Origin of the sequence: Priestia endophytica (assembly GCF_026790145.1) — a bacterium.
GTDB classification, from domain to species: Bacteria; Bacillota; Bacilli; order Bacillales; family Bacillaceae_H; genus Bacillus_I; species Bacillus_I endophytica_A.
In genome coordinates, this window is record NZ_JALAMS010000020.1 from 48,318 (window position 1) to 68,595 (window position 20,278).

A 20,278-nucleotide genomic window follows, 5' to 3' on the forward strand; every position below is an offset into this window, starting at 1 on the left:
TGCACTTCTCCTCCTTTTTTAAGACACCCTTTTTACAGTTTGAAACCCTTTTTTAAATAAATTTCTTTCTTTCCATTTTTCTTTCTATTGCATTCTAATGCGGTGTTTGATAGAATATCACTTGTTCTTATTGCAATAACATCGAGCGGTTAAACCTCGATTTTTATCTTTCTAGGAGGTGAAAAGATTGGCTAATATCAAATCTGCTATTAAACGTGTTAAAACAAACGACGCTCGTCGTGTTCATAATGCACAAATTAAATCTGCTATGCGTACTGCAGTGAAAAACTTCGAAGCTCTTGTTACTAACCAAGACGCTGACAACGCTAAAGCTGCTTATGCAACAGCATCTAAAAAAATTGACAAAGCTGCACGTAAAGGAATCATCCATAAAAACGCGGCTGCTCGTCAAAAATCTCGTCTAGCAAAACAATTAAACAGCATCTCTGCATAATTGTAAAAAAACCCCAACATTCGTGTTGGGGGTTTTTTTAGGCTTCATATTTTTTCATAAACAAAAGCTCAAGTAAAAGAGCTTTATCCATTTTTCCTGTTTTCATCTCGAAATCAGCTCGTGCTAAATCTTTTAACAAATTCAGAAGATGATCTGTAGAGAAGCTTCGACCTTGTCCAATAGCTAATTTAACTCGGAAAGGATGAACTTTTAAAGCTTGACTAATTTGTTTTTGACCGTAGCCTTGATTCGATAAGCGCTTTGAGTGATAAACAAGTCGGATTTGCGATACAAGCAAAGCCAAAATCTTAATTGGCTCCTCATTATTACGAAGTAAATCTCTGTAAATTGTAATAGTGTCAACAGTTCGGCCATGAATGAATGCTTCAACTAGCGCGAATACATTTTGTTCAAGCGACTTTGAAACAAGCTGATGAACAAGCTCTTCTGTAATTTCCTCCCCATATAAGAGGAGTTTTGCAAGCTCCATATGTACAATTGTTAGCTTCATCCCTGTTAGCTCTATAAATTCCGCAAGAGCTTCATCCGTTATGGTTAGTCCAGCCTTTGCTACTTCTGCTTTAACCCAGTTTTTAAGCTCACCTTCTGTTAATTCATTTGCTTCAAGATGAGTGCTTTTCGTTTTTAGCTTCTTCGTTACTTTCTTTCGCTCGTCCAATTTCTCGTAAGGTGCTACAATAATAAGAACACTGAACGGTGCAGGTTCTTCTAAATAGCGGATAAGAACATCTACATTATGCTCAACTTTTTGCTTTTCTGCTGTCAAAAAGGTCGCATTTTCTGCTATAACCACTCTTTTTTCCCCTAAAAAGGGCAATGTTTCCGCATCTTCTATAACCGTTTCAATTGGTGTTTCCTCTAAATCAAATGAGGCTAAATTAAATTCCTGCTCTTCCTCTGTAAGTGTTTTTTCAATGATTTTCTGCTTTGCATCCTTCAATAAGAAGGAATTAATTCCCTGTAGCAAATAAACCGGTGATAGTGACTTTATTTCTTTTAGTTCTTGTACTTTCACACTTTTGTCTCCCTTATTTTCTACGTCTCCTTCTATCTTAGCTTTGTCCTTTTAAATTGACAACTGTTACAATATTCTTGCATAAACTAAGTGAGAGCACCTCAAAAAGGTGCTCTCAAATCTATAGTAAACATTAACCGAAAAGCCCTAGGTTACTTTTTAGTTAATGAGAATTCTTACTACATATCATGACCTTTTGCAGGGAAAGTATTTGTGACAACTCTTTCTAAACGTGGAAGCTCGGTATGTGAGAAAGGTGTAGATTTTTTCCAATTTAATGTTTATACTTAAATTAGGAGGGGGTACAATGAATAAATTTGAACAAAGTGTTCAAAGTAAGCGAAATGACGCTGTTGATTCAGCTGTTGGTTTTGTTGTTTCTTTTGGCTTCTTTGCAACCATATTTATTATTGGCACTCTAATTGATTACTTTGCATCTTAAAAATTGAAAACGCTTCTATTTCTAAAACATCTCAAGCCGTTGTAAATGTACAGCGGCTTGAGGCTTTTTATATTGTACTACATACTATGGTAAAGTCGTCTGAAACGTTCCAGCTTTCCTTGAAAAACGGTAAATAAGTGCACCTTGTTTATCTGTTCTAAAAATTTTCACATGATTTTGTTCTAAGCGTTCTAAAACTTCATGATGCGGGTGATTATAACGATTATCTTCTCCTGCTGAAACTAGTCCGTAAGAAGGTTGTATCTTCTCTAGAAAAAAGGTAGATGTTGAAGTTTTGCTACCATGATGTCCGACTTTTAGAACATCAACTTCCAAAGCAGGGAACGTTTCTATTAATTTTCGCTCTCCTTCCTCACCTAAATCTCCTGTAAAAAGCCAACGTTGATTTCTGAATACTGTATATATAACGATTGACTGCTCATTTGTATCCTCCTCCATTCCAAAAGGAGCGAGCACATTAAAAGTATGTTCTCCTTCTTTCCAAACATCGCCACTTCCTACAAGAGTTAATGGAGTACCTCTCTTCATAGTTTCTCTTACCAATTCTTGTTCAAGCTCTGAAAACAATTTTTTCTTTCCAAGAACAAGTTCTTTTACGTCTACAAGATCTAACAACTCTAATGCGCTTCCTCCATGATCATGATCTCCGTGCGTTATGATAAGTTTAGTAATTGAAGTAATACCCTTTGATTTTAAGTATGGATGAACAATGTCTTTTCCGACGCTAAATGTTGTTTGGCGCTTCTCCCATTCTTCTTGTTGAAATGAAATCGAGCCCCCTGTATCAATTAAATAAACGGCTTTGCGAAATGGGAGCTGAATTAAAATGCTGTCTCCTTGCCCAACATCAATGACTGAAACCTCTCCGTTTGGATTTATGTAAGGCATAAAACAGTAAAAACTTAAACAAATCACAAGAAGTAATGAAGAAGGTAGGATATCTTTTAATCTTTGTGCTTTTTCAATTTGAAAGCAAACGTAAAAGATAACTACATAAAGAAGACAAAACTGCCATGCATTCAGCTTTCCTGTTGTAATGATTGAAAAATGAACATTCCCTGCGCTGCGAAGCAGTTCTGTACTCCATTCCACAAAGAAGAGGGTAACGGTTTCAACAGCTTGAGGAATAACAGGCACTATTCCACTTGTAAAAAAAAGAAAAAGACTTGCTGGCAGCAGTATAAAAGAGAAAAAAGGTACAAAAAAAAGATTTAAGAAAAAACTTAAAAGCGAAAATTCATAGAAATGATAAAGTAAAAGAGGAATGGAAGCGAGCTGAGCTATGAGGGATAGAGCAATAAGCTGCCATAGAAAGTGAGAGGATTTGGAGATAATACGATGTGATAATAATATAAAAAAGGTAACAACAAAAGATAATTGGAAACCTGCATTAAATACAGCATATGGGGAATTTATTGTAAGGGCTAGAAAACAGAGAGCTAGAACATCAACCCCACTCAGCTTACGTCTCCATCCTATTATATATAAAAAGAGCACAATCATACTCATCACAACTGATCTTACAACAGATGGAGAAGCTCCTGTTAATATACTATATATTGGTAAAGTAAAAAGGAGAAAGAGTGCACTATGCTCTCTTGTTAAACCAAGACGAAGTAAAATTAAAAAGGCTCCCCCAACTAAAAGACCAACATGCAAACCTGAAATGGCCAAAAGGTGTACAACTCCTTGTGTTTCATATAACATAATTGTTTCTTCATTAAAGTCTTCCCGACTCCCGAAAACAAGTGCATTAACGAATGCATTAAGAGGTGGGCTAATATGTGTGTTCATACGTTGGATTCCTGATTGTCTTAGCCCAGCAAAAAATATCGTTCTTTGTTGATACTGACATTCTTGGATGTCGCTTACAGTCATTGTCCAATGGATTCTTTGAAAATATAAATATTCTCTGTAATTAAAAAGGCCTGGATTTCGATTTTGCTTCGGAATTTCTAATGCACCTTCTACCCTACAATTCATTCCTACCCTTAACTGTTTTAGTAACTTTTGCTCCTGTTCATTTCTTATTTTGTAATAAGACTGAACTGTTTCACCTTGTTCTGTTTGAAAAGAAAAAGAAAGAAAATTACCGTTTATACGAGGAATAGAAGAAAGCTTTCCGTTGAAAGTCGTCTGATGAGTAGAAAGAACAGAGTTATTTCTACTTTCAGTATAGAAGTAATAAAAAATAGTAAGAAAAAAAGCGAGGAAACAAATCACAGCAGTCGTGGAGCTTGTTCTTTTTATAACAAAGATACTAACCATTATAAACACTATATAAAGGGTGATTTCATTATAAAAACGGCTAATAAAAAGAGCTAGACTTACAAACAACGATACATAAATCCACTGTCCTTTCACAAAAACTCCTTTCTTTTAAAAAGGAGGAGAAAAATGCTCTCTCCTCCTTTTATCAAGGTTATATTAAAATTTTGCCGCAAAAAGTTTTTTTGCTTTTTCAAGTAGCTCTTTTTGTTCTTTTTCATCAGCTTTTTGCAATAACTCTTGAATAAATGCTAGCTGCTCGTCGTTATAACTATTTAATGAGCTCGTATCAAATTCTACCTTTTCAGTTTTTACACCTGACTGTTCAAAAAGCTCGACAGCATGAGGGTGGTTTTTGTAATCATTTGCGTAATACACCGTGCTGATGCCAGCTTGAATAATTCCTTTGCAGCAGTTTAGACAAGGAAAATGTGTTACATAAATATCTGCTCCCTCTGTCTTCACTCCAAATTTTGCACATTGAATGATAGCGTTCATTTCGGCATGAATCGTTCGTACACAGTGACCGTCTATAACGTAGCATCCTTCATCAACACAATGAACCCCACCGCTAATCGATCCGTTATATCCGCCTGCAATAATGCGCGTATCTCTAACAATTGTTGCCCCAACAGACAAGCGCTCACAGGTGCTTCTAGAGGCTAATAAGTGGCTTTGAGCCATAAAGTATTGGTGCCATGAAATTCGTTCCATCTCTTTCCCTACTTTCTCGTTATACAAGTTCTTTCTATAAGTGTAGCGAGAAAAGTTGAGAAACGTCAACAGCCTTTTCAATTGTTGATATACTTCTCGTTATACAGTAATTTGTTCTTTTATTTTTTCAAATGATTTCTCTCCAAATCCACTAACATTCATAATGTCTTCAGGAGCTTTAAATGGACCATTTTCTTCTCTATAAGCAATAATTGCCTCTGCTTTTGAAGGGCCCACACCGTTTAACTTTTGCAATTCTTCACTTTGAGCATTGTTGATGTTGATAAGGGCGCTCTCCTCTGTATCAGTTCCTCCAACCGGAATAGAAGTTAATTCTTTCTCACCTTCAGAAGGAACGTAAACAACCATCTCGTCAGCTACTTTTTGAGCTAGATTAACAGCTGTTACTTCTGCATTTTTTGTAAATCCACCTGCTTTATTAATGGCATCATCAATTCTTTCTCCATCTTCCATTGTATAGATACCTGGGTTTTGCACGCTCCCTTTTACATCAATTACAATCGGAAATTCAGCTTCCTCTTTCTTTTGATGCTCTTCATTTTTCTCTTCTTTCGAAAACACTAGGCTTTCACTGCCTGTTGCTGGTTTTTTCGCTTCTTTGTCTCCACCTAACACAATAGACAACAAGAGAAGCAGACAAACAAGACCTCCACAAATAGCAGACAACCATTTATGGGTTCGTAACCATTCCATTCGGTCCACTCCTTTTTAACACATATTCATAAGACAAGGGATTATCACATATCGTTTAGGAGATAAAGTTTTGAAGGAGAGATGAAGTGATGAATATTGGATTTATCGGAACAGGAAACATGGGGCGTATTTTAATCGAGTCTGTTATTGAGTCAAACGCTGCAAATCCTTCTGACATTACCATTACAAATCGAACTCTTGCAAAAGCCGAAAGTTTACAAAAGAGCTATCCTTCCTTACATGTAGCTTCAGATGCTTCAGAAGTCATTCATAAATCAAATATTATTTTTCTATGTGTGAAACCATTGGATATTCACCCCCTTTTAGAAAAAGTACGTCCATTATTAAAGCCACATCATTGTCTTATATCTATTACAAGCCCTATTTCTGTTAAACAGCTTGAGGAGCTTGTAGATTGCCAAGTAGCTCGGATTATTCCAAGCATTACAAATCGAGCGTTCAGCGGTGTTTCTCTTGTCACGTATGGTGAAAGTTGTAAACAGCATTATCGCTTATTTTTAGATCACTTATTATCAAAAATATCGACACCTTTATCAATTGAAAATAATATTACTCGTGTTTCATCTGATATTGTAAGCTGTGGTCCTGCTTTCTTTAGTTATTTACTGCAGAGATTTATTGACTCTGCTGTTGAAGAAACAGAAATTACAAAAGATCAAGCAACAAAAATGATCAGTGAAATGGTTGTGGGGTTTGGGAAGTTGTTAGAAACAAATCTCTATACATTACCAACTCTTCAAGAGAAAGTATGTGTAAAAGGTGGCGTTACTGGCGAAGGAATCAAAGTGCTTGAGGAACATGTTGGAGAGATGTTCAATAAGGTATTTCAACAAACACACACAAAATACGACGAAGATTTAGAAAAAGTCGGCTATCAATTCAATAAATAATTCGCGCTCTAAAGCAATATTCCTTCTAAAAATAAAAAACCTACCAACAATAAATTGGTAGGTTTTTTCTATTCACTTCTTAAATGAAAAGAAAAGACGTTCACTTTCTTCAGAAGGAGGGCAATTTTTAAAATCACTACTCACTTCCATAGAGGTGAAACCAGCTTCTTTTCCCCACTGCATATATTGAGAAATGGAAAATGTGCGCTGATAGTGTTCTTCTTCAAAGCGATCATATGCCTGTTTATTCTCATTCCAAGCAAAAAAAGTGAGCTCATGAACGACAGAGTGAGGATATTCTCCTTCAAAACTGTTCCAAATGTAAGCATTCTCTATTCCATCATAAGCAAATGTTTGACCAATAAAAAGCTCGTCTATTTTAAAGATAGAATGAACGTCGAAAAGAAGAAGTCCTCCCTCTTCAAGGTGACTATACGCTTGCTTAAAGGTTTGTCTTACACGTTCTTCATCTTGTAAATAATTAAGAGAATCACAGTAAATTACAATACAGTTAAACATTTGACCGAGATCTAACTCGCTCATATCTTGTTGGAAAAGCTCTGGTTTAATGCTGTTTTTTTCTAGTTTTTGCTTAGCCATCATAAGCATCTCATCTGAGAGATCCACGCCAACTGCATATAAATCATGTTTTGCAAATTGAAGTAGCATAGCCCCTGTTCCACACCCTAAATCTAGGATTTTTGGAGATTGTAATCCTGCTTTACTTATTTCGCTTTTCGTATATTCCACCCATTTATCATAAGGAGCATCGCTCATTAGCTCATCATAGATAGAAGCAAAGCGCTCATAACTCATTATTTTGATTCTTCTCCAAGAGAAACAAGCGGTGCATCGCCCCAAAGGCGCTCTAGATTATAATAGCCGCGTTCGTCTTTATGGAAGACATGAGCTACAACATCTCCTAAATCAATTAAAATCCAGCGAGCTTCGTTAAATCCTTCAAGACGTTTCACTTCAATTTCATGCTCGTTTGCTTGTTCTTTAATTTCTCGCGCAATTGCTTGAACTTGACGATCTGAATTTCCGTGACAGATCATAAAGTAGTCAGCAACAAGAGAAATTCCTTTCATATCTAGAGCTATTACGTCTTCAGCTCTTTTGTCATCTGCTGCTTTCGCAACAAGAGATAGTAGTTCTAGTTCTTTCATATCAATGACCTCCTCATTGTACTACACTATTGTATGTGTTAATTGTCATTGGGTAGATTGGCTGTTTGCGTCCAATTAGAAATACAATGGTATTTCTAAGACATAAAAACAAAGCTTCATCCAAGCTGTTCTCAGCAGACTGTCTTACTTCCTCAACACCAGGGAAACTACGGCCTGGTTCAATGTAATCCGCAACATATACAATCTTCTCGAGCATTGTCATGTTTGGACGTCCATACGTGTGATACTCAATAGCACGTAAAACAGCTTCATCTTCTATTCCCACTTCTTTTTGAACAAGATAAGCACCAACTGGCGCATGCCAAAGTGAGTGATGATGCTCTAATAAATCTTTACTCATATTTTGCTCTATAATAATTTCTTTCATTTCATCTTTAGGACGAAACTTTGCGTAATCATGAAAAATAGCTGCAAGTTCAGCCTTCTTTACATCCTCCCCATATTTCTCAGCAAGCTTAATGGCTGTTTCCATTACGCCAACTGTATGAGTATAGCGAGCTTCGTTCAGCTGTTCTTTTACGATTTCTAACGCTTCTTTACGATTCATACAACCCCTGCTCCTCTATGTAGTTTCGGACATTTTCTGGAACAAAATAGCGAATGCTCTTCTGCTTCTCGTATTTCTCGCGAATAAGGCTTGATGAAATCTCAATTTGAGGAACGTCTGCTTCTAAAATAGAATATGGTGTGCTTATCGTATGATGAGGTCTTTTCACCCCTATAAATGTGACGAGCTCTAGCAGCTCCTCAATGTTATACCACTTTGGCAAGTATTCAACCATATCTCCACCAATAATAAAATAAAACTGTTCCTCTTGATACCGGTCTTTTAAAAGCTTCATTGTCTCAAAAGTATAGGACGTTCCTTCTTTTTCAAACTCAATCGGCTGCAATTTAAAACAAGGATTGTCTTCAATTGCTAGTTCAGTCATTCTCAAGCGGTGTTTTGAATCCGTAACCTTCTTTTTTTCTTTATGAGGAGGGGAGTATGAAGGCATAAACCATACCTCATCAAGCTGGTATTGTTCTAATGCCTCATTGGCAATAATAAGATGCCCTAGATGCGGCGGATTAAAAGTTCCTCCTAATATTCCCACTTTTTTCATACTCGCTACCTCCTTTCATCTTTATGGTAAAGAAATTTGTTTGTTTTCTGTTGATTCCTTATAAAGAACAATCGTATTTCCAATCACTTGTACAAGCTCAGCATGTGTACCTTTGCTTAGCTTGTCTGCTACTGTATCACGATCTTCTAAACAGTTTTGAAGAACACTTACCTTTAAAAGCTCACGCGCTTCTAAAGCATCTTCAATTTGAGTAATCATATTATCATTAACACCACTTTTTCCTACTTGAAAAATAGGGTTAAGATGGTGTGCTTTTGAACGTAAAAAACGTTTTTGTTTCCCAGTTAACATTATATTCCTCCTGTAACATCTTTACTTCTTTTGTAGATGACGTAAAACAACATCTTCCATCACTTTTACATTTGGCTGCACTCCTGTCCACTTTTCAAAAGCAAGTGCACCTTGCATAACAAACATTCCTATACCTGTATGGGCTAAAGCTCCACGTTCTTTAGCTTCACGCAGGAGCTTTGTTTCAAGTGGGTTATATATAATATCACTAACTGTTGCGCCTTTTTTTACATGTTGAAGAGAAAGTGGACTCTCCTCAATATTTGGACTCATTCCAACAGCAGTCGTATTAATGATAATATCATAACGTCCAAGGTTTTCTTCTGCTTCTGTTATTGATAAAACTGTTCCCTCATTATCAATTGGACAAGAAGTGATAAGCTCTTGTGCTTTAGAAAGCGTGCGATTTGCTATGTCGATGCAATTCGCTTGACCTTTTGCTGCAATAGTAAAGAGAAGTGCTCTTGCTGCACCTCCAGCGCCTAAAATAAGCACACTTTGGTCTTGAAGCGACGGTCGCTCTAAAAATGTTAAAAGCGATTGAAGATAACCATCACCATCTGTATTATACCCAACATAGCGACCATTTTCATTGACAACCGTATTTACGGCTCCAATTTCACGTGCCAATTCATCAATTTCATCAAGGAAATCCATCACTTTCACTTTATATGGAATTGTGACATTAAATCCTTTTATATTTAATGCTTTCAGACCTTTTATTCCTTCTTCAACCTTCTCTGGTGCTATCTCAAACGCATGATAATAACCGTCAATAGAATGATGATCCAGTACAGCATTTTGCATATGTGGAGACAGCGAATGCCCGATTGGATAACCAATAACACTGTAGAGTTCTTTCATACGTACCGTATCCCCCTTGCCCTTAAATTAATGATGGACGAACAAATACACCAACGCCCTTAGGTGCATGAGCAACAATTTTAGCTCCCGGATCGTTTATTGTTACCCAGCCAAGTCCAGAGAAAACAACATCTATTTTTGGCTCTTTAATCGTAAATGAATGTGCAACAAGCTCTGGGAATTCATCAAGCTGCTCACGACGAGGTGGTGTTAGCATTTCTCCTGCGTGATCTTCATATAGCTTGTCTGCTTTCTCAAGCTTTGTACGATGAATATGAAGCTCACTCGGAATGTAGCACGTAAAGGAGCGTCTTCCACCGCTCACATAGTCAAAACGAGAAAGCCCACCAAAAAAGAGCGTTTGTTCCTCATTAAGCTGGAATACTTTTGGCTTGATTTCTTTTTTTGGCATAATAATTTTCAAGTCACGTTTATCAACATAGTGAGCCATTTGATGATGGTTAATAATTCCTGGTGTATCATATAGCGTTGAGCCATCATCAAGCGGAATTTCAATTAAGTCAAGCGTTGTTCCTGGATACTGAGATGTTGTAATAACATTGTCTTCTCCGCTAAATTGTTTTAAGATGTTATTAATAAATGTTGACTTTCCAACATTTGTACACCCTACAACATACACATCTTTTCCATTACGATAACGATCTATAATTTGAGCTACATCCTCAACACCTTGTCCTTTTACAGCACTAATTAAGCAAACATCAATAGGTTTTAAGCCATTTTCTTTTGCTTCTTTTTTCATCCAGTTAATTACTTTGTTTTGTTTTACAGACTTCGGAAGCAAGTCAACTTTATTACCAATTAACAATACATCATTATTGCCAACAAAACGCTGCAGCCCAGAAATCCAGCTCCCATTAAAATCAAAAATGTCTACAATTTTAACGATCAGGCCATCTGATTCTCCAATTCCATGAAGGATTTTTAAGAAATCGTCATCTGTTAAGGAAACATCTTGAATTTCATTATAATGTTTCAAACGGAAACAGCGTTGACAAATAATTTGCTCTTTCTCAAGTGCAGATGGCGGCGTGTACCCTAGCTTTTTTGGATCTTCTGTTTGGATATCAACACCGCACCCTACGCAGTACATTTCTTGTTCACTCACCTAATTATTCCTCCCAATTTATCATGCCTTTTTTCTTCATCCATGTTAAAATTCTTCGTTCCATTTGACGGTTAAATTTTGTGAAAAATCCGTCTGTTTGAGCAACTGGAACAACAAGAATGGTATATAACTTCATACGATTTCCACCTAGGACATCTGTCATTAGCTGATCTCCAATTACAACGATTTCATTGCGGTTTACATCCATGTTCCGAATTGCTTTTTTAAATGCTCGTCCCATTGGCTTACGCGCTTTATAAATAAACGGAATGCCAAGCGGATCTGAGAAAAGGCGAACTCGTTTTTCTACATTATTAGAAACAATAGTTACTTGAATATTATGTTGCTGCATGTTTTCAAACCATTCAATAAGTTTCGGAGTTGCATCAGGTCGATCCCATTCAACAAGGGTATTATCTAAATCTGTAATAATCCCTTTAACTCCTCTTTCTTTTAAATCTTCAGGTTTTATTTCAAATACACTTTTCACATGCTGATCTGGCAAAAATAACTTTAACACAGCTTATCACACCTTTAACGACTAGTTCACTTCCATTTTGCTATTATACTCAATATACTGCCCTACTTTAAAGAGCAAATCATCTTTTTCTTCTTATTCCTTCAACTCACAAGACAACTAACAAGAAAACAAACGCTTCGACAATATCCATTAATACCCAAAAAACTTTTCGACAAAATTCAAGCTACTTCAAATTTGTGGATAACTTTATACACACTATACATCCTGTTTTTTCAACAATCTTAAAAGTTACGAACATTATACCCACAACTTATCCACTCTTTTTTGTGGATAACGGAACGATTGTTCTAACATTTAAAACATGATAGATTAAGGTTACACAAATTCACATAACCTACTTATCTATGCCTGAAAACGTTTATATAGAACAACCTAATTTTTTTTAAACGATAAAGTCTTTTTTTGAAAATGCTCTCATACTATAGGAGGTGACAGGAGTGGAAAAGCTGTCAGATAAGGTATTAGTTGAATCATATTGCAAAGCAAATGAATTAAAATTAAGTCCTGAATTTATTAAGCTTATCGAAAAAGAAATTGAAAGACGTTCTCTTCATGCTAAAATCAAAATTTCTTCCTAAGTTATTACTTCACGATTGAAATCGACCGAGCGTTTGGCCAACCTTCACTTTTTGACCTTTTTGAATCGATTCATCTGTTACAAAAGAATCTTTTTCAAAAAGTAAAATGACAGTTGAGCCGAACGAAAAATACGCAATTTCGTCTCCTTTGTTAATAGACTTCTCATCATGAGTCATTGTAATGCTATTTACAAACATTGCTCCAACTTTTACTAATAAAAAACGATGCTCATTGTAAGCAAGTTCTGTTAACTTGCGATAATTTTTCACTAACGGTGCTTTGCCGTATTTTAAACCAAGCTGATTTACTGGATATGACTTATTTCCAAGAGTCCATGTCTTAATAATATCGGCATCAGCCGGACTATGAATTCGATGATAGTCACTCGGACTCAAATATAGGATAAAATAAGTACCGCCTATATACTTTTGCAGTTCATACTCATTTCCAACAAGCTCTTTTACAGAATACGGCTTTTCTTTTACAATCATTTCTGTCTTATTTGTTAAAGTACCGTATTGTTCGATTTCCCCATCTACAGGACTAATAATCACCTCTTTTTGTAAAGAAAATGGGCGAGCTTGATCTTTTAGCTTTCTAGTAAAAAGTTCGTGTAGCGTTCCGTATTCACTAAGTTCCTTGCTCATTTCTTCCTGTTTAACATTATAAAGTTTTGCATATGATCGAATGAATTTTCTGCTAAATGGAGAGCACGAAAAACGCTCTATTAACTTTGAAGTAAAAGGTTTATTTGTTAATTCTATAAAAGATTGATAAAGGATTTTTTTCATAAATTTCCTCTCTATCACAATTTTTCCCACTGTTTTTCTTTACTATCCTACTTTTTAGACTTACAATAATTTTATCTGTATAATTTCTTTATTTTTTATGAGTCAGCTCTTTAAGGAGTGAAAAATTTGTTTTTATTAGATTATCTTGATCATACTTTAAAAAAGCTTAAGACCCATTCTGCAAATTGTTTAACGTTAATAAATCTGTCTTTAGGAACTTTTGCTCTTATCTCTATTTTTCATCATGAATTTCGATTAAGCTTGTTTCTCATTTTTCTTGCTGCATTTGCTGACAGATTTGACGGCATGGTTGCTCGGAAATTTGGTGTTGAATCTGAATTTGGTAAACAACTAGACTCCATGTGTGACATTATTTCATTTGGAATCGCACCAGCTTTACTTGTTTATCAAGGAGTATTACATGAATATGGAACACCTGGCACTCTTTTTACAATTTTTTATGTAGCCTGCAGTGCTATGCGCCTCGCACGCTTTAACATTTCAGAAAACAACGGATATTTTACAGGTCTTCCTATTACAGCAGCAGGCTGTCTAATCACATTTTCTTTTTTGTTTCACAAAATGATTCCAGGGCACCTTTTCATGTTTCTCGTAGTGATTTTATCCGTTCTAATGATTAGTAACTTCAAACTTAAAAAAGTATAACACAACTTAGCGTACAATGTTTATTTGTTTCTTACAATAATGAATAAATAAAAAAAGTATCCAAAATAATAGAATCCACCGAAAATAAGCAAAATGACTACAAGAATGATAATCAAGGCAAAAGCCCAGCCCCCGCCTCCATAGCCTCCTCCATATGGAGTATAACTACCACAGTATGGCGAGCACCCTCCATACCCATACATGTACATTCACCTCTTTATTTTATACTATGTACAGGAATGGAGTTCGTGTAGGCATATATGTATATTTTGGCTCTATTCTAATTTGAAAGTTCAACTTTCCCTTTAAAAGGTTCATAAGAATGAATAACTGCCTTGTCTCCCTTTTTTATTATGCCTGGTTTTTCTACAATACAAACGATTCCTCTTCTATCATAAGCCATTTTTACAAATTTTCCGGCTATCTTTTTTTCGGGATATTGACTTTGAATAACCTTTCCTGGATGGATACAAGGATGATTGACCCCTTCACAAAGTAAAGCTGCTCCGCTAGGAAAAACAATGCGGCTTCCTTCTTTTAAAAGTGTAAAATCATCGATTCCTTCAACAATAAGGTTTGCTCCAAGCCATTCAGGACGCACTTCCTCAATTTTCAATAATTGCGCCACTTCCGCACATTCTTCAGCTGAAACGATAGAAATTTGTCTTCGGTTAAAGATCTCTGTTCCCTTTTCATACATTGGCTCTCTTTCTCCAGCTTTCTTCGTTAAACCAAAATGAAGATCCCCAGGAATTCCTCCAAATTCCACCTGTACTTCTGCTCGTTCTTCCGTAATAAATGATCCCTTCTCTGTTGCCATAAAAACCCCTCGAACTTTTGCTTCTATTTTTTGAAACATCGTACCCTTCCTTCCAAAGTATGGTATAAGTTTCTCTGTATTTATTATAATCATGATTGATCCCTTAATCATAGAACATTATACAAAATTTATTAACTAGCTTATAACGTATTACGTTCTCTTCTTAAAATCAGGTATAAATTATGTACGTTTTTTTAACTATACTCATACTATAAACTACTACCTTAACCTTATTTTTCTATTTTAAACACTTTTTAACTTTTTTCTAGACATATCTCTTTAGAGAGTTCCAAGCCCCTTAAAAGGACATTGTACAGACACAAACTAGGCTCCTGTCACATATAAATAAAGTATCGTTACAATGGTGGTAATTTCTACGGAGGTGGTATGATGCCCGGCTTTTTTACGACTTTAGGTTACTTTGTTAAAGAGCTCGTTTTCCTTGTTTCCTACGTTAAGAACAACGCTTTTCCACAACCTCTCTCGCCGCAAGAAGAAAAAAAATACTTACTGCTTATGGAGCAAGGGGACGCACATGCTCGCAATATGTTAATTGAACATAACTTACGTCTTGTGGCACATATAGTAAAGAAATTTGAAAATACAGGAGAAGACTCAGAAGATCTTATCTCTATTGGAACAATCGGGCTTATTAAAGCAATTGAGAGCTATTCACAAGGCAAAGGAACGAAACTTGCGACATATGCTGCTAGATGTATTGAAAATGAAATCTTAATGCATCTCCGTGCTCTAAAGAAAACGAAGAAAGATGTTTCTCTTCATGATCCAATCGGGCAAGATAAGGAAGGAAACGAAATTTCTTTAATTGATGTGTTAAAATCTGAAGCAGACGACGTAATTGAAACGATTCAGCTTAATATGGAACTTGAAAAGATTCGTGAATATATCGATATTCTGGACGACAGAGAGCGAGAAGTGATCGTTGGACGATTCGGACTTGATTTAAAGAAAGAGAAAACACAGCGTGAAATTGCAAAAGAGCTCGGAATTTCAAGGAGTTATGTATCACGAATTGAGAAGAGAGCTCTAATGAAGATGTTTCATGAATTTTATCGTGCCGAAAAAGAAAAGAAGAAAAAGAAAAACAGCCTTGATTAATTTCAAGGCTGTTTTTTATTCTTCTAAAGAGCTACGCAGCTTTTTGACTTTGTAACTAAATAGAAAAGAAACGAGTAGAAGTATAAAAGTTCCACTCATCATAATTGTCATTGTGCCACCATGGTGTTCATGATTGCTAATTAAAGTGCCAATATATAAGAATCCGCTCAATGCGAGTAAAATATAAATAAAACGTGTATAATCTTCAATTTTCGCTCGTACTTGACGTGCTGTATTTGTTTTCAAATCAAATCACCCCACGTAATTTCTCTATTTCTACTATAACATAGAATATACGTGTGAAATGATAGCAATATCCACCACTGTTGGCAACTTTGACATTAGATTTTTTCAACCATTCTCAAAATAAGGTCTGCAGAGTTTTTCGCTGCTTTTGGTAAATACTGATCAAATGAAATATTTGATTCTTTTCCAGCAATATCTGAAAGAGAACGAATAATAACAAACGGTGCTCCGAACTGATGACAAACTTGAGCAACAGCGGCAGCTTCCATTTCAGCTGCTTGAAGCGCTGGAAATTTAGAACGCACAAACTCTACGCGATCAGCATCGTTCATAAATGAGTCTCCTGTTGCAATAAGTCCTGTAACAATCTTCATGCCTTGGATTTCTTCCGCACTTTTCTCTGCTACAGCAACAAGCTTCTCATCTGGTAAAAATGCTGCAGGCATATTTGGCACTTGACCATATTCATAGTTGAAGATGGTTACATCTACATCATGATGGCGAACTTCTGAAGAAATAACAACGTCTCCAACGTTTAGCTCTGGATTGAAACCACCAGCAGAGCCTGTATTAATAATATAATCAGGCTTGAATCTTTCAAGTAAAACAGCTGTTGATAAAGCTGCGGTTACTTTTCCAATACCTGATTTTAGTAAGATAATTTCTTTTCCTTCATATTTTCCTGTTGTATATTCACAGCCTGCAATAACCGTTACATCGCGGTCTGTTAATTTTTCTCGTAAGATTGTCACTTCTTCTTCCATTGCTCCAATAATTGCGATTTTCATTTTTTAACCTCTTTCCTTCAACAAATTTTGCATATAGTGCTTATTCTAACATTATAAAGAGGAAGTCGCTATATTTCTTCCTAAAACACATGCTAAAATAAAGAAACGTACTGACCAAACAGGAGGTGAAGAGTGGATGGGGTTACAGCTACAAATGATTCAAGATAAAGTCGAATTTTTTGAGGAGACAAGCATCGAAAAACTCGAATCAAAAATCAATGAGCAAATTGAAAATAACCGAGCTATTTTTCTAGAAGTACATCATGTTGGACATCAAACAATCGTTCACCCTGAGACAGGTGCTCGCCTTTATACAGCGGTTGTTCATTTTAAATTTAAAAAATAGCGCAGGAATACTCCTGCGCTATTTCTATTAGTTTACTTTTTCTGTTCCAATCGGCTGCCAGCCTTCACCTTCAACCCAGCGGATTTGAACTTTATATTGTTCACCAGTTGATTTGGATTTGATTGTTGCTTGTGATTCACTTCCAACAGTTCCACCAGGATTACGTCCTAACCAAAGAACTGTCATATCATCTGTTGAAACACCTGTTGCTCCACTTACAGCTTGAAGCTGTGCATTCCAATCAGAAGAACCTTTGTCATATGATGCTGTATGACTTCCTGCTTCTTTTTCTTTATTTTCTTTAATTTCTTCCTTACTTGAATCGGCTGATGAAGAATCTTCTTTTTCGTCTTCGTTATCGTCCTCTTTTGTTGCTGTTTCATCATCTTCTTTTGAAGATTTTTCTTCTTCTGCATCATTTGATGATTCGTCTTCATCATCGTTTGTTGCTACTTGATCTTCATCTTCACTATCACTTGCTGAAGAATCATCTGTTGCTTCATCTTCACTATCACTTGTTGAAGAATCATCTGATGATTCATTATCTTTATTTTGCTCTGCGTTATCTTCGTCACTATTGCTCTTATCGTTTTGAACGTTTGCTGACTTTTGGTCACTATTCGCTGTAGTACTTTGCTTATCGTCTTTCCCATTCATAAACATTGTTCCAGCAATAAGGACAATTAAGACAGCCACAACAGCAATAAGCACGTTATAAACGCGATTCATTTTACGATTTTTATCGTGTCTTTGTGATCGTCTATTTTCCATTTGTTGCTTTCCTCCATCTTCATTACATAATGAATTATTGTAACATTATATTCCTGCTTCATGAACGGTTTTTAATAAGTTGAAGCATAATTGTAATATTTCATTTACGTTCACTCTGTTGATCGAGCTCATACACATTGTTTACTATATCATAAAATACACCATTTGTTTTAGCCTCTTCATCTTTTACAGATAAATCAACGACCACAAGAGCATACTTTGGATTTTCCCTTGGAAAATAGCCAGCAAACCACTTATTAACAAGCGCTTTTTTATCACTAATTTGTGCAGTACCCGATTTTCCAGCTACTTCATATGGAAGAGAAGCAAAGCGACGTCCTGTTCCTTTCTCTTCCTCTACAACACCAGTAAGAAGCGTTTGAAGCTTTTCAGCCGTTTCTTTCTTAATCCCACCACCTTCTAACTCTTGTTTTGGAAAGGAGAAGAGCGTATTTCCATTTTTATATTGAATCTTATCAACCGCTCTCACTTCATATGCCTTCCCTCCACGTCCAATAGTCGCCATCATGTTTGCAAGCTCTAATGGTGAAGCTTTGACATTCAGCTGTCCGATTGATGTTTGGGAAATCGCATTTGGACTTTTAGTCGTATTATCTGTCCACACCATCCCCTTTTTCTCTTCTGGAAGCTGTGCAAAGTTTTGAAGATGAAACACTTCCCCGCTCCATCCTGCCTTCGTTGTTAATCCTAGCTTTTTAGCATACGTTTCTATCATATGCTCGTCTTTTGCCGTTATGTCTTTTCCGAGCTGTCCAAATGTGGCATTACAGCTTTCTGCAAAACTATCGTGAAAAGATAATGTGCCTTGATCTTTTTGAGCTTTTTTTCCGTAAATATTTGTTGAACAGTTAAATGTTCGGTTTTCCACGTTTGGTAATTGTTCAAGAGCTGCAGCCGCAATAACGGTTTTGAAAACAGATCCAGGGGTATAAGGAATAAGCATACGGTTATAAACTCCACCATCTCCATAAGGCTTGACCTCATTAATCTCAGGGCGGCTTACAAGTGCTTCAACAGTATTATTTTCAATATTCACAAGAACTGCTCCACCTTGCTTCAAACCGCTGCTGTCTACAATTCTCTCCACTGCACTTTGCTTTTCTTTATTGAGCGTTGTTTTCACTTTAACAGGATAAAAAGGATTAGGAGCTCCTGTATACTTTACGTTTAAGCCAAACAAAGGGTTTCCTTGCCGATCTACATGATAGAGAAGCTTCGACTCCTCTTCCTGAATTAAAAATTCATCAAAAGCTGACTGCAGTCCTGTAATACCAACAGACGTTTGAGTAGAAAGTTCGCCTTCTTTTAGTCTCTCATCATAACGTTCGACAAGGAGATCTCTGTTTTGTCCTGTTAAACCAATTAAATGTTCTGCAAAATGTCCTCCGTCATCCTTTTGAAGAGGAACAGCAAAAAGGCCAGGAATCTTTAAACTATTGATGCTTTTCATTTCAGTTTCTGTGATTTCTTTCTCAATGACAACAGGCTCACTTGCTTTGTTTAACTTGTCTTTGAGCGCATATTCAGACATACCAACAAAGGACGCCACCTTATCACTTGGCCACTTCAATTCTTTTAAAAAAGGAAACATAACAAGAGATAATGAAGAATGGTGTGTAAGCGGCTCTCCATTTTGATCTACAAATTTTCCTCTTCCATCATCAATTACCATTTCTTGAGTACGCTGTCTTACACTTGCTTCTATTAAATTAATATGATGACGTGAAAAAGATTCTGTTTGAATAAGCTGTATTTGTGCAAGACGTGCTACAAGAATAAGCATAAAACATAAGAGGATAAAAGCTAATTTTTTCATTCGTTTATATGGTTTCATAAAAAAACACCTCGTTACAATTGTCGACGAGGTGTTCTTATTTCAATCATTTTTTTATTAATTTACAGCTGTAATCTTAACAAGCATCTCTCCACCTGGTGTTTGAACAAGAACTTCATCACCAATGTGTTTGCCCATAAGCGCTTTTGCAATTGGAGAATCGTTAGAAATGCGGCCTTCAAATGGATCTGCTTCTGCGCTTCCTACAATTGTATATTGTTCTTCATCTCCATCAGGTTGCTCTACAAATGTAATCGTTTTACCAAGAGAGACTGTTGAAGAATTTTCGTCTCCTTCAATAATCTTAGCGTTACGAATCATTGTTTCAAGAGTTGAAATGCGACCTTCAACGAAAGCTTGCTCATCTTTTGCAGCATCGTACTCTGAGTTCTCTGAAAGATCTCCAAAACTACGTGCAATTTTAATTCTCTCTACAACTTCTTTACGTTTTACTGTTTTCAGTTGCTCTAACTCCGTCTCAAGCTTTTCTTTCCCTTCTTGAGTCATTGGATATTCTTTTTCCGTTGCCATAACTCTTCACTCCTTCATATATAAGCGTGTCTCTACTTTGTAAAGAGATGCTTGTAAATAAACA

At 36.2% G+C, this 20,278-nt stretch carries 27 protein-coding genes; 7 read left to right on the forward strand and 20 right to left on the reverse strand.

Annotated features, from left to right (window positions below; all coding sequences use genetic code 11):
* Nucleotides 1-187 precede the first annotated feature (187 nt).
* Nucleotides 188-454: a 30S ribosomal protein S20 gene (gene rpsT / locus MOC86_RS16535; protein ID WP_061802041.1), complete on the forward strand. Its 267-nt coding sequence runs from the start codon at nt 188-190 to the stop codon at nt 452-454.
* Between the two features lie 37 nt (nt 455-491).
* On the opposite strand, the gene holA is transcribed toward rpsT, so the two are convergent.
* Nucleotides 492-1,490, reverse strand: a complete 999-nt coding sequence (holA, locus tag MOC86_RS16540; protein ID WP_268585133.1) for a DNA polymerase III subunit delta — start codon at nt 1,488-1,490, stop codon at nt 492-494.
* A 307-nt stretch (nt 1,491-1,797) separates the two neighbouring features.
* On the opposite strand from holA, the gene MOC86_RS16545 reads away from it, so the two are divergent.
* Complete coding sequence (locus MOC86_RS16545; RefSeq protein ID WP_019391415.1) at nt 1,798-1,932, forward strand: YqzM family protein; 135 nt, start codon at nt 1,798-1,800, stop codon at nt 1,930-1,932.
* An 84-nt stretch (nt 1,933-2,016) separates the two neighbouring features.
* Here MOC86_RS16545 and MOC86_RS16550 read toward each other — a convergent pair whose 3' ends face one another.
* The 3 genes from MOC86_RS16550 to MOC86_RS16560 form a co-directional block, all read right to left on the reverse strand.
* Nucleotides 2,017-4,317, reverse strand: a complete 2,301-nt coding sequence (locus MOC86_RS16550) for a DNA internalization-related competence protein ComEC/Rec2 (RefSeq protein WP_268585134.1) — start codon at nt 4,315-4,317, stop codon at nt 2,017-2,019.
* A gap of 63 nt (nt 4,318-4,380) precedes the next feature.
* Nucleotides 4,381-4,935 carry a ComE operon protein 2 gene (locus MOC86_RS16555; RefSeq protein ID WP_113713889.1) on the reverse strand — a complete coding sequence of 185 codons (555 nt, stop codon included), beginning with the start codon at nt 4,933-4,935 and terminating at the stop codon, nt 4,381-4,383.
* 99 nt (nt 4,936-5,034) lie between these two features.
* Nucleotides 5,035-5,649, reverse strand: a complete 615-nt coding sequence (locus tag MOC86_RS16560) for a helix-hairpin-helix domain-containing protein (RefSeq protein WP_268585135.1) — start codon at nt 5,647-5,649, stop codon at nt 5,035-5,037.
* An 89-nt stretch (nt 5,650-5,738) separates the two neighbouring features.
* Between MOC86_RS16560 and comER the strand changes: the two genes are divergently transcribed.
* The gene (gene comER, locus MOC86_RS16565) at nt 5,739-6,560 is read left to right on the forward strand and encodes a late competence protein ComER (RefSeq protein WP_268585136.1); all 822 of its coding nucleotides are present in this window, start codon (nt 5,739-5,741) and stop codon (nt 6,558-6,560) included.
* A 72-nt stretch (nt 6,561-6,632) separates the two neighbouring features.
* Here the strand turns inward: comER and MOC86_RS16570 are convergent, their stop codons facing one another.
* From MOC86_RS16570 to MOC86_RS16605, 8 genes are read right to left on the reverse strand one after another with little or no spacing between them, the layout of a single operon-like run.
* Entirely contained in the window at nt 6,633-7,376 is a 744-nt protein-coding gene (locus MOC86_RS16570; RefSeq protein ID WP_268585137.1) for a class I SAM-dependent DNA methyltransferase, read from the reverse strand.
* A complete protein-coding gene (gene rsfS / locus MOC86_RS16575; RefSeq protein ID WP_019391409.1) occupies nt 7,376-7,729 on the reverse strand; it encodes a ribosome silencing factor in 354 nt (117 codons plus the stop codon). Before rsfS ends, MOC86_RS16570 begins: the two co-directional genes overlap by 1 nt.
* A gap of 13 nt (nt 7,730-7,742) precedes the next feature.
* Nucleotides 7,743-8,297, reverse strand: a complete 555-nt coding sequence (yqeK, locus tag MOC86_RS16580) for a bis(5'-nucleosyl)-tetraphosphatase (symmetrical) YqeK (RefSeq protein WP_268585138.1) — start codon at nt 8,295-8,297, stop codon at nt 7,743-7,745.
* Nucleotides 8,287-8,856, reverse strand: coding sequence for a nicotinate-nucleotide adenylyltransferase (locus tag MOC86_RS16585; protein WP_268585139.1), 570 nt, complete (start codon nt 8,854-8,856; stop codon nt 8,287-8,289). The genes yqeK and MOC86_RS16585 overlap by 11 nt, the downstream gene beginning before the upstream one ends.
* A gap of 21 nt (nt 8,857-8,877) precedes the next feature.
* Nucleotides 8,878-9,168, reverse strand: coding sequence for a ribosome assembly RNA-binding protein YhbY (gene yhbY, locus MOC86_RS16590; RefSeq protein ID WP_019391406.1), 291 nt, complete (start codon nt 9,166-9,168; stop codon nt 8,878-8,880).
* Between the two features lie 21 nt (nt 9,169-9,189).
* Nucleotides 9,190-10,032, reverse strand: a complete 843-nt coding sequence (aroE, locus tag MOC86_RS16595; protein ID WP_268585140.1) for a shikimate dehydrogenase — start codon at nt 10,030-10,032, stop codon at nt 9,190-9,192.
* A 22-nt stretch (nt 10,033-10,054) separates the two neighbouring features.
* Nucleotides 10,055-11,146, reverse strand: a complete 1,092-nt coding sequence (yqeH, locus tag MOC86_RS16600) for a ribosome biogenesis GTPase YqeH (protein WP_206765278.1) — start codon at nt 11,144-11,146, stop codon at nt 10,055-10,057.
* 19 nt (nt 11,147-11,165) lie between these two features.
* On the reverse strand, nt 11,166-11,681 hold the full coding sequence (locus MOC86_RS16605; protein ID WP_019391403.1) for a YqeG family HAD IIIA-type phosphatase: 516 nt from the start codon (nt 11,679-11,681) through the stop codon (nt 11,166-11,168).
* Nucleotides 11,682-12,139: 458 nt separating this feature from the next.
* Here MOC86_RS16605 and MOC86_RS16610 point away from each other — a divergent pair, with 458 nt between their 5' ends.
* On the forward strand, nt 12,140-12,280 hold the full coding sequence (locus MOC86_RS16610; protein ID WP_019391402.1) for a sporulation histidine kinase inhibitor Sda: 141 nt from the start codon (nt 12,140-12,142) through the stop codon (nt 12,278-12,280).
* Between the two features lie 9 nt (nt 12,281-12,289).
* Here MOC86_RS16610 and MOC86_RS16615 read toward each other — a convergent pair whose 3' ends face one another.
* A complete protein-coding gene (locus tag MOC86_RS16615; protein WP_268585141.1) occupies nt 12,290-13,072 on the reverse strand; it encodes a phosphatidylserine decarboxylase in 783 nt (260 codons plus the stop codon).
* A 126-nt stretch (nt 13,073-13,198) separates the two neighbouring features.
* Between MOC86_RS16615 and pssA the strand changes: the two genes are divergently transcribed.
* Nucleotides 13,199-13,738, forward strand: coding sequence for a CDP-diacylglycerol--serine O-phosphatidyltransferase (gene pssA / locus MOC86_RS16620; protein ID WP_268585142.1), 540 nt, complete (start codon nt 13,199-13,201; stop codon nt 13,736-13,738).
* Between the two features lie 20 nt (nt 13,739-13,758).
* On the opposite strand, the gene MOC86_RS16625 is transcribed toward pssA, so the two are convergent.
* Both MOC86_RS16625 and MOC86_RS16630 read right to left on the reverse strand, forming a co-directional pair.
* Nucleotides 13,759-13,941, reverse strand: a complete 183-nt coding sequence (locus MOC86_RS16625; RefSeq protein ID WP_326847735.1) for a sporulation protein YjcZ — start codon at nt 13,939-13,941, stop codon at nt 13,759-13,761.
* A gap of 77 nt (nt 13,942-14,018) precedes the next feature.
* Complete coding sequence (locus tag MOC86_RS16630) at nt 14,019-14,597, reverse strand: MOSC domain-containing protein (RefSeq protein WP_268585144.1); 579 nt, start codon at nt 14,595-14,597, stop codon at nt 14,019-14,021.
* Nucleotides 14,598-14,948: 351 nt separating this feature from the next.
* On the opposite strand from MOC86_RS16630, the gene sigK reads away from it, so the two are divergent.
* A complete protein-coding gene (gene sigK / locus MOC86_RS16635) occupies nt 14,949-15,677 on the forward strand; it encodes an RNA polymerase sporulation sigma factor SigK (protein WP_061802056.1) in 729 nt (242 codons plus the stop codon).
* A 15-nt stretch (nt 15,678-15,692) separates the two neighbouring features.
* Here the strand turns inward: sigK and MOC86_RS16640 are convergent, their stop codons facing one another.
* A complete protein-coding gene (locus tag MOC86_RS16640; protein ID WP_268585145.1) occupies nt 15,693-15,923 on the reverse strand; it encodes a YrhC family protein in 231 nt (76 codons plus the stop codon).
* A gap of 95 nt (nt 15,924-16,018) precedes the next feature.
* A complete protein-coding gene (mtnN, locus tag MOC86_RS16645) occupies nt 16,019-16,711 on the reverse strand; it encodes a 5'-methylthioadenosine/S-adenosylhomocysteine nucleosidase (RefSeq protein ID WP_061802058.1) in 693 nt (230 codons plus the stop codon).
* A 136-nt stretch (nt 16,712-16,847) separates the two neighbouring features.
* Here mtnN and MOC86_RS16650 point away from each other — a divergent pair, with 136 nt between their 5' ends.
* Nucleotides 16,848-17,057 carry a DUF2536 family protein gene (locus tag MOC86_RS16650; protein ID WP_019391394.1) on the forward strand — a complete coding sequence of 70 codons (210 nt, stop codon included), beginning with the start codon at nt 16,848-16,850 and terminating at the stop codon, nt 17,055-17,057.
* 27 nt (nt 17,058-17,084) lie between these two features.
* On the opposite strand, the gene MOC86_RS16655 is transcribed toward MOC86_RS16650, so the two are convergent.
* From MOC86_RS16655 to greA, 3 genes are all read right to left on the reverse strand, one after another.
* On the reverse strand, nt 17,085-17,828 hold the full coding sequence (locus tag MOC86_RS16655) for a YrrS family protein (protein ID WP_268585146.1): 744 nt from the start codon (nt 17,826-17,828) through the stop codon (nt 17,085-17,087).
* 100 nt (nt 17,829-17,928) lie between these two features.
* Nucleotides 17,929-19,683, reverse strand: coding sequence for a peptidoglycan D,D-transpeptidase FtsI family protein (locus MOC86_RS16660; protein WP_268585147.1), 1,755 nt, complete (start codon nt 19,681-19,683; stop codon nt 17,929-17,931).
* A gap of 57 nt (nt 19,684-19,740) precedes the next feature.
* Nucleotides 19,741-20,214, reverse strand: a complete 474-nt coding sequence (greA, locus tag MOC86_RS16665; RefSeq protein WP_268585148.1) for a transcription elongation factor GreA — start codon at nt 20,212-20,214, stop codon at nt 19,741-19,743.
* Nucleotides 20,215-20,278 lie beyond the last annotated feature (64 nt).

Coding starts and splice junctions, on each gene's coding strand:
- MOC86_RS16545 (WP_019391415.1), top strand. CDS start 1,798: ATGAATAAATTTGAACAAAGTGTTCAAAGTAAGCGAAATGACGCTGTT.
- MOC86_RS16555 (WP_113713889.1), bottom strand. CDS start 4,935: ATGGAACGAATTTCATGGCACCAATACTTTATGGCTCAAAGCCACTTA.
- MOC86_RS16560 (WP_268585135.1), bottom strand. CDS start 5,649: ATGGAATGGTTACGAACCCATAAATGGTTGTCTGCTATTTGTGGAGGT.
- comER (WP_268585136.1), top strand. CDS start 5,739: ATGAATATTGGATTTATCGGAACAGGAAACATGGGGCGTATTTTAATC.
- MOC86_RS16570 (WP_268585137.1), bottom strand. CDS start 7,376: ATGAGTTATGAGCGCTTTGCTTCTATCTATGATGAGCTAATGAGCGAT.
- rsfS (WP_019391409.1), bottom strand. CDS start 7,729: ATGAAAGAACTAGAACTACTATCTCTTGTTGCGAAAGCAGCAGATGAC.
- yqeK (WP_268585138.1), bottom strand. CDS start 8,297: ATGAATCGTAAAGAAGCGTTAGAAATCGTAAAAGAACAGCTGAACGAA.
- MOC86_RS16585 (WP_268585139.1), bottom strand. CDS start 8,856: ATGAAAAAAGTGGGAATATTAGGAGGAACTTTTAATCCGCCGCATCTA.
- yhbY (WP_019391406.1), bottom strand. CDS start 9,168: ATGTTAACTGGGAAACAAAAACGTTTTTTACGTTCAAAAGCACACCAT.
- aroE (WP_268585140.1), bottom strand. CDS start 10,032: ATGAAAGAACTCTACAGTGTTATTGGTTATCCAATCGGGCATTCGCTG.
- yqeH (WP_206765278.1), bottom strand. CDS start 11,146: ATGTACTGCGTAGGGTGCGGTGTTGATATCCAAACAGAAGATCCAAAA.
- MOC86_RS16615 (WP_268585141.1), bottom strand. CDS start 13,072: ATGAAAAAAATCCTTTATCAATCTTTTATAGAATTAACAAATAAACCT.
- MOC86_RS16625 (WP_326847735.1), bottom strand. CDS start 13,941: ATGTATGGGTATGGAGGGTGCTCGCCATACTGTGGTAGTTATACTCCA.
- MOC86_RS16630 (WP_268585144.1), bottom strand. CDS start 14,597: ATGTTTCAAAAAATAGAAGCAAAAGTTCGAGGGGTTTTTATGGCAACA.
- sigK (WP_061802056.1), top strand. CDS start 14,949: ATGCCCGGCTTTTTTACGACTTTAGGTTACTTTGTTAAAGAGCTCGTT.
- mtnN (WP_061802058.1), bottom strand. CDS start 16,711: ATGAAAATCGCAATTATTGGAGCAATGGAAGAAGAAGTGACAATCTTA.
- MOC86_RS16650 (WP_019391394.1), top strand. CDS start 16,848: ATGGGGTTACAGCTACAAATGATTCAAGATAAAGTCGAATTTTTTGAG.
- MOC86_RS16655 (WP_268585146.1), bottom strand. CDS start 17,828: ATGGAAAATAGACGATCACAAAGACACGATAAAAATCGTAAAATGAAT.
- MOC86_RS16660 (WP_268585147.1), bottom strand. CDS start 19,683: ATGAAACCATATAAACGAATGAAAAAATTAGCTTTTATCCTCTTATGT.
- greA (WP_268585148.1), bottom strand. CDS start 20,214: ATGGCAACGGAAAAAGAATATCCAATGACTCAAGAAGGGAAAGAAAAG.